Here is a 6815-nt window from a genome sequence, read left to right on the forward strand (position 1 = left end):
GTGGGGCGGTCGTTGCTTTGCTCGGCGGGACAGGGCGATACCAGACGAAGGTCACAATCGAAGATTCAGGATCCCTGAACTCGTGCATCCGTATTGAACATCAGCGAAAACAGAGCGTAATCCCGCTGTCCAGAAGGCGTGCGGCGGACGATACGCGCCAGGACGCTCTTGATTTCCGGGCTCATCGAGATATTCGACAGGTGCCACCCACGCGCCCTCTTGAAGGGAAGTGTCACCACCAGTTGCAGCGTATCCTAATATTCGGGGTGCTCCGAAATCAGGAACCGCGCAAAGGCATGCATCGCCGCCAGCCTTGCATTGCGGGTCGCAACTGCCACGCTCGACCTCAAGTGATGTGAGAAAGCTGCCCATCCTGTCGGTATTGATGTCGGAGACCGCTTCTTCTTTCAAGAATATCTTCCCGCTCTCCCGCGGCATGAGCCCGTGGCATGCTTCGGCCCAATGCTGTGGATTGATGTTTCTTCATGCCACAACCTCGCTGACGAGACCGCCGAAAGCCCCTTCAAAGCGGTCGGTGGCGATCTCTCGCAGCTTTGGAAGGTAGTGCATTGATTTTTCGTGGAATGGGGACCCTGTTTAAAGGGTGATTTTCGTCCAAACGGGACCCCTTAACGATGGGGTCATCAAGATGCCTCCGGCTTGATCGGAGGCATTTGTGTTTTGGATGTTGGTTTTAGAGACGATTGCAAAGATACGTCGGCTGTCGCTGGTCCAGGGGAAGTCGATCAAAGCGATCTGCCGTGAGCTGAAGATCTCGCGCAAGGTGGTGCGCAAGGTCCTGCGTTCTGAGGAGACGCAGTTCCGCTACGAGCGCAAGCACCAGCCCTATCCCCGCATGGGAGCTCGGCGTGAGACGCGGGACCGGCTGCTGTCGGCGAATGCGGCCAAGCCGCAGCGGGAGCGGCTGCCGGTCGCTTCGACGGCTTCCATTGCATTCCCCCGTCGGTGTCGAAGACCTGCACGGTGCGCTTCGACAACAACAAATACTCGGTGCTGTCGAGTGCCGTCGGTCGGCCCATCGAGATCCATGCTTATGTCGATCGGATCGCATCCGCCAGAGGATGGCGTGGTCGTGGGAGAACACGTTCGCTCCTTTGGCCGCAACGAGGTCGCCTACGATCCCTGGCACACGGCGCGCGCCGTTCCTTGGCTGGGTCGTGCGGTCGGCAATGGAGAAGGTGCGGCGCAGCTCAAGGCGGTTGATGACGTCGACCGGCAGATGGTGTTGATCCTCACCTGGGTGCTGACCGACGGATTGAGCGCGGTCGAGGCCGCCTGTCAGGAAGCCATCGAGCACGGTGCATCGTCGGCGCCGGTGATCCTCAACATCCTGGCCCGCAGCCGCGATCCGGCGCCGGGCACGATCCTTTCCATTCCCCAAGCGCTGAAGCTAGCTCACGAGCGGTCGCCGACTGCACCCGCTATGACAGTCTCAGGAGGACAAACAGCCATGGAACGCACCGAGGTACTGGAACTGATGGGAGCGCTGAAGCTCTACGGAATGCGCAGAGCCTATGACGAGATCATGGGCGCGTCGCCATCAAGCGACGGCACGAGCCGCCCAGGATTGTCGGTGATCTCTTGCAGGCCGAGATATCGGAGAAGCAGGCCCGCTCCATCAAATACCAGTTCGCTGTCGCCAAGTTGCCGCTGGCCAAGGACATCGACGACTTCGACTTCGCCGACACGCCGGTCACCCCCTGATGCGCGATCTCGCCCGGCCGCGCCTTCGTCGCCGATCAGCGCAACATCGTCCTGGTCGGCCGCCTTCACGGGTCACCCAACTCGCGCGGAAGGTCGACCGCATTGCGACGGGCGCGTGTCGACTTCCCAACAATGTCAGACAGGAGACGCAACGCTATCGGAGCGATCGCATTGCCCGAAACGATTTTCCCAGTTGGCACGACAATTGCGGTCCTATGCGCAAAAGCAAACTAGACCTGAGAGCCGCACCGCATGAATGTAGCCTCCCAATATCTGCCGCTTGTGGCGCATCACGAAGCCGGGCACGCGGTGGCCGCCATCGTTTTGCACCGTCAGACGTTCGACGACGACCGTGAACTCCCTGCTTTCTCAAGTGTTAGTATTTACCCCGACGTCGGTGACGGAGAGTGCGGTGGTGTTGTCGAAGGCGCGGGTTTTTATTCAGCGCAAGGATTCACCTCGAAGCGAAAGCCGATTTTCGAGGACGATATGGATCGATGTTTGGAACGCGATGATGCGATCCGGGAGATAGTTGCGTGTCTGGCAGGTCCTTTTGCAGAATCCGCATTCGAAGGCTATCTGGACCCGCGCGATATGGCGATGAATGCGTCCGATGGGAATGAGGGGAGCAGCGACTACGCGGATGCCAAGCGAATCTATGGTGAGTTGCGGTTCCTGATGCCGCGCCGCCCCGATTGGGGGCGGATCGAAGATTGCACGGCCCGGCTAGTACTCGATCACTGGTCGGCCATCGAAGCATTGGCCGCGCATTTGCTGGTCAAGCATGCTCTCCAATTCGATGAGGCTCTGACGATTGTTGCGCCGCATCTTCCGCCCATGCCAGCAGCTACGCCGCCAGAGCGTCATCCGCAGCCTGCTTGATCAGCCATTCGATGTGATTTGACCACATCTGCAACACCTCGCGCTTCTCCTTGACGTTGCTATAGAGATTGTAGATTTCGCCAATGTCTGTCAAGGACGCCGCCTTGTGATTCAGTATGTGCTCGATGACGTGTGGCAATACCTGCCGCCTGCCGAGATTTGTCGCGAGCGTCCTGCGCAGATCGTGAAGGGTCCAGTTCTCCAAAGCCACCCCGTCAGTATTGACCTTGCCGTCTAGAGCCTTCTTGCCCTTCGCGTAGCCTGAGAAGTGGCTTCTTTCGTTGCCCCTCGCAGGGAAAAAAACGTGTCATTGGTCTTCGGTACCGTCTGGGGGACCGACACCGCCAGTGTGGACAGCGGAATAAGCGTAGGCTCTTCGTTCTTCGTGCGGTCACCCGATAGTTCCATGTTCCGGCTTCAAGGTTGAGGACCAACGCATCGCGGCAACTTCCGTACGCCTCTGTCCGGTCAGAATGAGCAGCTTGACGATGGAGCCGAACGAATAGCCGATATCGCCCGGTTCGGGCTCACAGCCCGTTCATATAGCCGCCAGTTCGGCATCGTTCACCACTCGCTTGCGCTTGACGATCGGGGCCGGATCCGGATTTTCCAATCCCTCGCGGGGAAACCGCGGATGAGCCGTTGCGGCGGTTTGCGACACCAGTTGAAAAATGCCCGCATACACCAGAAGGCCGTGTTAGCCGCTTGCGGGTGACCCCCGGCGACGATCTTCTTGGTGATGTTAGCAATGTCGGTGTCGATCACATGGTGGATAGAGCGACTCCCGAGGGCAGGCACAAGATACCGGTTCAGGCTGGCCTCGACCAGTGCGGTGTTTTGAGGGTCGTTACTCGGCGGCCTGGAGGTGACCGCCATCGCCGTCCTCGGTATCGTCAGCGCTGATATGCGCCTGATCGGCAAGGAAGGCTGGCAGTTCCGATGGAGCTATGCTGGAATTTGGGTGACGAGGCTGATCAAGCGGCGCTCTGCGGCTTCGTTTCGATGACCTGGATTCCGTCCAGGAACCTGGCACCTGCGATGAGTTTCGGCAACTGATTTTGTCCTTTCAATCGTCGCCACTTCCTGGCCGCGGCCAACAGCTTGAAGACCATCAGCTGGGCGGTTTTCGAGGATAGCGAGCCCTTGGTACGCACCGTGCGATAGCGAACGGTTGCAAAGACGCTTTCGATGGGATTGGACGTTCGCAGATGATCCCAGTGTTGGGCGGGGAAATCGTAGAGCGCCAGCGACGCAATATGATCTTTCGTCAGGCAGTCGACCGCCTTGGCATACGCCTCGGCCTCCATCTCGATCGCATGCGCAAGCAATTTGCGCGCGCCGCTGCGAAGTACATCCGTCAGGGTATCATCGATTTCGTCGGGCTGACGAAGGCGAACAATGTGTTGATAGTCTCGTTCATGGCGTATCACTCTCCTTGAGAGGTACTGGCAGGCTTCATCACCCGCCTCGATACGCCGCTCTCCTCAAGCCGCCATCATCCAGTTTCCGCCATGGCTCCCCCTGATTGATCCGCTTCACCTGTGCAACTGCACAGGCTGCCCTAGCGGGGAGATTGGCCTCCAATGGCGAAAGCTTGCCGCAGGAGACCCTCCGATGACCGTGCCTATGGCGCCGCCGCTACGACAACTTGCCGACAAGCAGCGTGCGATCCACTGCCGCGCTACTGCGCCTTCAAGGGACGTCTGGATCGCGACGCAGGAGCCGATGACCGTTACGGGATCAATTCCAGGTCGCGCTGGCCGTCGCTGTGCCAGTTCGACGGTCTGGTGGCAATTTGGGCACATCTTCTGTCGCCGACAGTGGCGATGGCTGACGCTTCAACGAAACGGGGTCTTCGACGTCTGCTGCCTTCGCCGATGCTTTGCGAAGTGGCATAATGTTTCGACGCACGCAGGCGCGGGCAGGGGATGTCAGTCATGAATCTCCTGACTGGCGCGGATCAGGCCGATTGGCGGGATGAAAGATCATACGACTACACCGCTGGCCTGACGCTGCGGGAGTGGGCTTGGGAGTTCTTACGCCGCAATCCAGCGTTCCAGCGCGATCTGACCGCTGCGCGCCAGCATTGCAAGACTTGGTCTCTCCAATCCTTTCTCGATATGGTCGCGTCGGCCGGCGACCTGTCACGCTGGGGTGTTCTGTTTCGCGGAGTCTTGTGGCCGCGCTTCGGTCGTATTCTGGTGTCCGCTCTGGTGCGTCCATGTGCTGCCGGTCATTGCGGAACGGTTGCCTGCCTCGTCGCCGACACCGCCGTTCGAACTCTCGGCATTGCCCTGTCGTGCAATCGTCCTGCTGGCGCCCGACAAGAGCCAGCATGTTCTTCTTCGCAATGCGGACCACGCGCTGCAGCTCGCCGTCTCGGGCGCGAATATCCTCCACCCTGTTTGCCTGCATACGCAAGCCATCTGGCCCGCGGTGCTTTTAAAGCATCGACTGAGGGGACTGGAGTGCCTCAATGCTCTCAGTCTAGGGCAACAGTTGCCCCCCCGCTTGTTTGCGCCGGAAAAGCGCGGCGTTCGTTTGTCCTTCGTTCTTCGTGCGCTCGACGGTTCGCTCGCCGGAGCACCTCATCGCGAGCTCGCCGAAGTTCTCATCGGTCAACGGCGCGTCCATGCCGACTGGGCGGATCCTCGCGATCATCTGCGCGACCGCATCCGTCGGGCCGTCTCGCGTGGCCGCGCGCTCATGAATGGTGGCTACAGAGATTTCCTAATTTGAAAAGCGACAGTCCGCGCTGTGCGTCGGTGGATGAACGTTCGCTCGCAGCTGTACCCGTCACCAACAGTTCGCCCGCCGACAGGACTGCATGGCGCCTTGCAAGTGCGCTCTGGTCTAGCTTGTCGATGCCGAAATGAGATGGGCGAGGGTGCCAAGGCGGTGGTTCATTAGGGCCGGCCTCGACCTGGACGCACATCATTGGTCGGAAAGCGGCGTGCACCGCAATGTCGCCATAGCAGCCAAGATCCTTTGAGGCCGGACCTGCAGTCCTGTTGGACCGGCGGGTGCAACAATATGGAGGGATCTGAGGCCTCACACCGTTCCCTGGTCGACAGCTCGGTCAACATAGCACCCACCGCTTGATTATGGAAATGGTGTGCCTGGAGTGCAGCGAGTAGCGGCTTGCTGCGCACTGTCCTAAGAATAGCAGTCATGACCCGTCTGGGGTTCTGCAACACGACGATTCAACCGCTTGGGCATTGTCGCATATCCCACAATGTAGAATGCGCAACAGGGCAAAAGCTGATCCATCGGCGGTTTATCAATGCTTTTTGGCTTGGCACGGCACATGCAACGCAATCGGCAAAAGGCGCACGAACTGAGTGGCCCATCGGCCCTAGGAGCGCTGACTTATGCCCTCCCAAGGCATGTCCGGCCCGACAGCGAGCTCAGTCTCCTGCCGGGCATCCGTGTTTCAGGTCAACGGCGTTTGGAACTTCCAATTAGGTGGCGGCATTGACCGCAGGCCGCCCCCCGGTGGGGCGGAGAGACAGTGCAGCAGGTTTCAAATCCCGCCCATGCAAAGATATTTCATTTCCAGATAGTCCTCGAGGCCATGACGGGAACCCTCCCGCCCGATGCCGGATTGTTTGATCCCGCCAAACGGTGCCGCCTCCGAGGACATGCGTCCCGTGTTGATGCCAACCATGCCATATTCCAGAGCCTCTGCCACACGCCAGACCCGCTTCAGGTTTGAGGCATAGAAGTATGCGGCGAGGCCGTATATCGTGTCATTGGCCTCGCGCACGACCTGATCCGCATCGTTGAAGCGAATGATCGGCGCGAGCGGCCCGAATGTCTCCTCTTGCGCGACTGCCATGACGCTGGAAATCTCGGTGAGGACCGTGGGTTCGAAAAACGTGCCATTCTTGCCGATACGCTGGCCCCCGCATCGTATTGTGCCGCCTTTCGCAATGGCATCTGCGACGTGAGACTCGATCTTGGCCAGAGCATGCTTGTCGATGAGCGGTCCGATGTCCACTCCGGCATCGAATCCGTCGCCAACCGACAAGTGCCGGATTCTTTCCACGAATTTCTTGACGAACTCATCGTGAACGCTCGATTGGACGTAAATGCGGTTCGCGGAAACGCAGGTCTGGCCGGCATTGCGGAACTTCGCCTGGACCGCACCGTCAACAGCACCGTCAATGTCGGCATCATCGAAGATGATGAAAGGTGCATTGCCGCCG

6 protein-coding genes and 2 pseudogenes are annotated in these 6815 nt (G+C 59.4%); 4 read left to right on the forward strand and 4 right to left on the reverse strand.

The genetic code is table 11. The annotated features are described in order from the left end of the window. Positions 1 to 51 precede the first annotated feature (51 nt). Positions 52 to 411, reverse strand: a complete 360-nt coding sequence (locus FJV83_RS34120; protein ID WP_126066776.1) for a hypothetical protein — start codon at positions 409 to 411, stop codon at positions 52 to 54. A 516-nt stretch (positions 412 to 927) separates the two neighbouring features. Between FJV83_RS34120 and FJV83_RS37365 the strand changes: the two are divergent. From FJV83_RS37365 to FJV83_RS34135, 3 genes and pseudogenes are all read left to right on the forward strand, one after another. After that, positions 928 to 1461: pseudogene (locus tag FJV83_RS37365) on the forward strand (IS21 family transposase); the annotation flags it as partial. Positions 1462 to 1471: 10 nt separating this feature from the next. Next, positions 1472 to 1785: pseudogene (locus FJV83_RS34130) on the forward strand (ATP-binding protein); the annotation flags it as partial. A gap of 192 nt (positions 1786 to 1977) precedes the next feature. Next, entirely contained in the window at positions 1978 to 2607 is a 630-nt protein-coding gene (locus FJV83_RS34135; protein ID WP_063169279.1) for a hypothetical protein, read from the forward strand. On the opposite strand, the gene FJV83_RS37640 is transcribed toward FJV83_RS34135, so the two are convergent. After that, the gene (locus FJV83_RS37640) at positions 2573 to 2701 is read right to left on the reverse strand and encodes a hypothetical protein (protein ID WP_135907184.1); all 129 of its coding nucleotides are present in this window, start codon (positions 2699 to 2701) and stop codon (positions 2573 to 2575) included. The genes FJV83_RS34135 and FJV83_RS37640 overlap by 35 nt on opposite strands. An 880-nt stretch (positions 2702 to 3581) precedes the next feature. Further along, a complete protein-coding gene (locus tag FJV83_RS34145; RefSeq protein ID WP_256748481.1) occupies positions 3582 to 4037 on the reverse strand; it encodes a transposase in 456 nt (151 codons plus the stop codon). A gap of 793 nt (positions 4038 to 4830) precedes the next feature. On the opposite strand from FJV83_RS34145, the gene FJV83_RS34150 reads away from it, so the two are divergent. Next, positions 4831 to 5346, forward strand: coding sequence for a DUF2285 domain-containing protein (locus FJV83_RS34150; RefSeq protein WP_224570032.1), 516 nt, complete (start codon positions 4831 to 4833; stop codon positions 5344 to 5346). A gap of 784 nt (positions 5347 to 6130) precedes the next feature. Here the strand turns inward: FJV83_RS34150 and FJV83_RS34155 are convergent. Next, positions 6131 to 6815 (reverse strand): aldehyde dehydrogenase family protein (locus FJV83_RS34155; protein WP_127302103.1); only part of this gene is annotated, 685 nt, incomplete at its 5' end.

Origin of the sequence: Mesorhizobium sp. WSM4307 (assembly GCF_007003945.1) — a bacterium.
In the GTDB taxonomy this organism is placed as follows: domain Bacteria; phylum Pseudomonadota; class Alphaproteobacteria; order Rhizobiales; family Rhizobiaceae; genus Mesorhizobium.

Bases quoted from the DNA above. Each gene is read 5' to 3' on its own strand.
- FJV83_RS34135 (WP_063169279.1), top strand. From the start codon at position 1,978: ATGAATGTAGCCTCCCAATATCTGCCGCTTGTGGCGCATCACGAAGCC.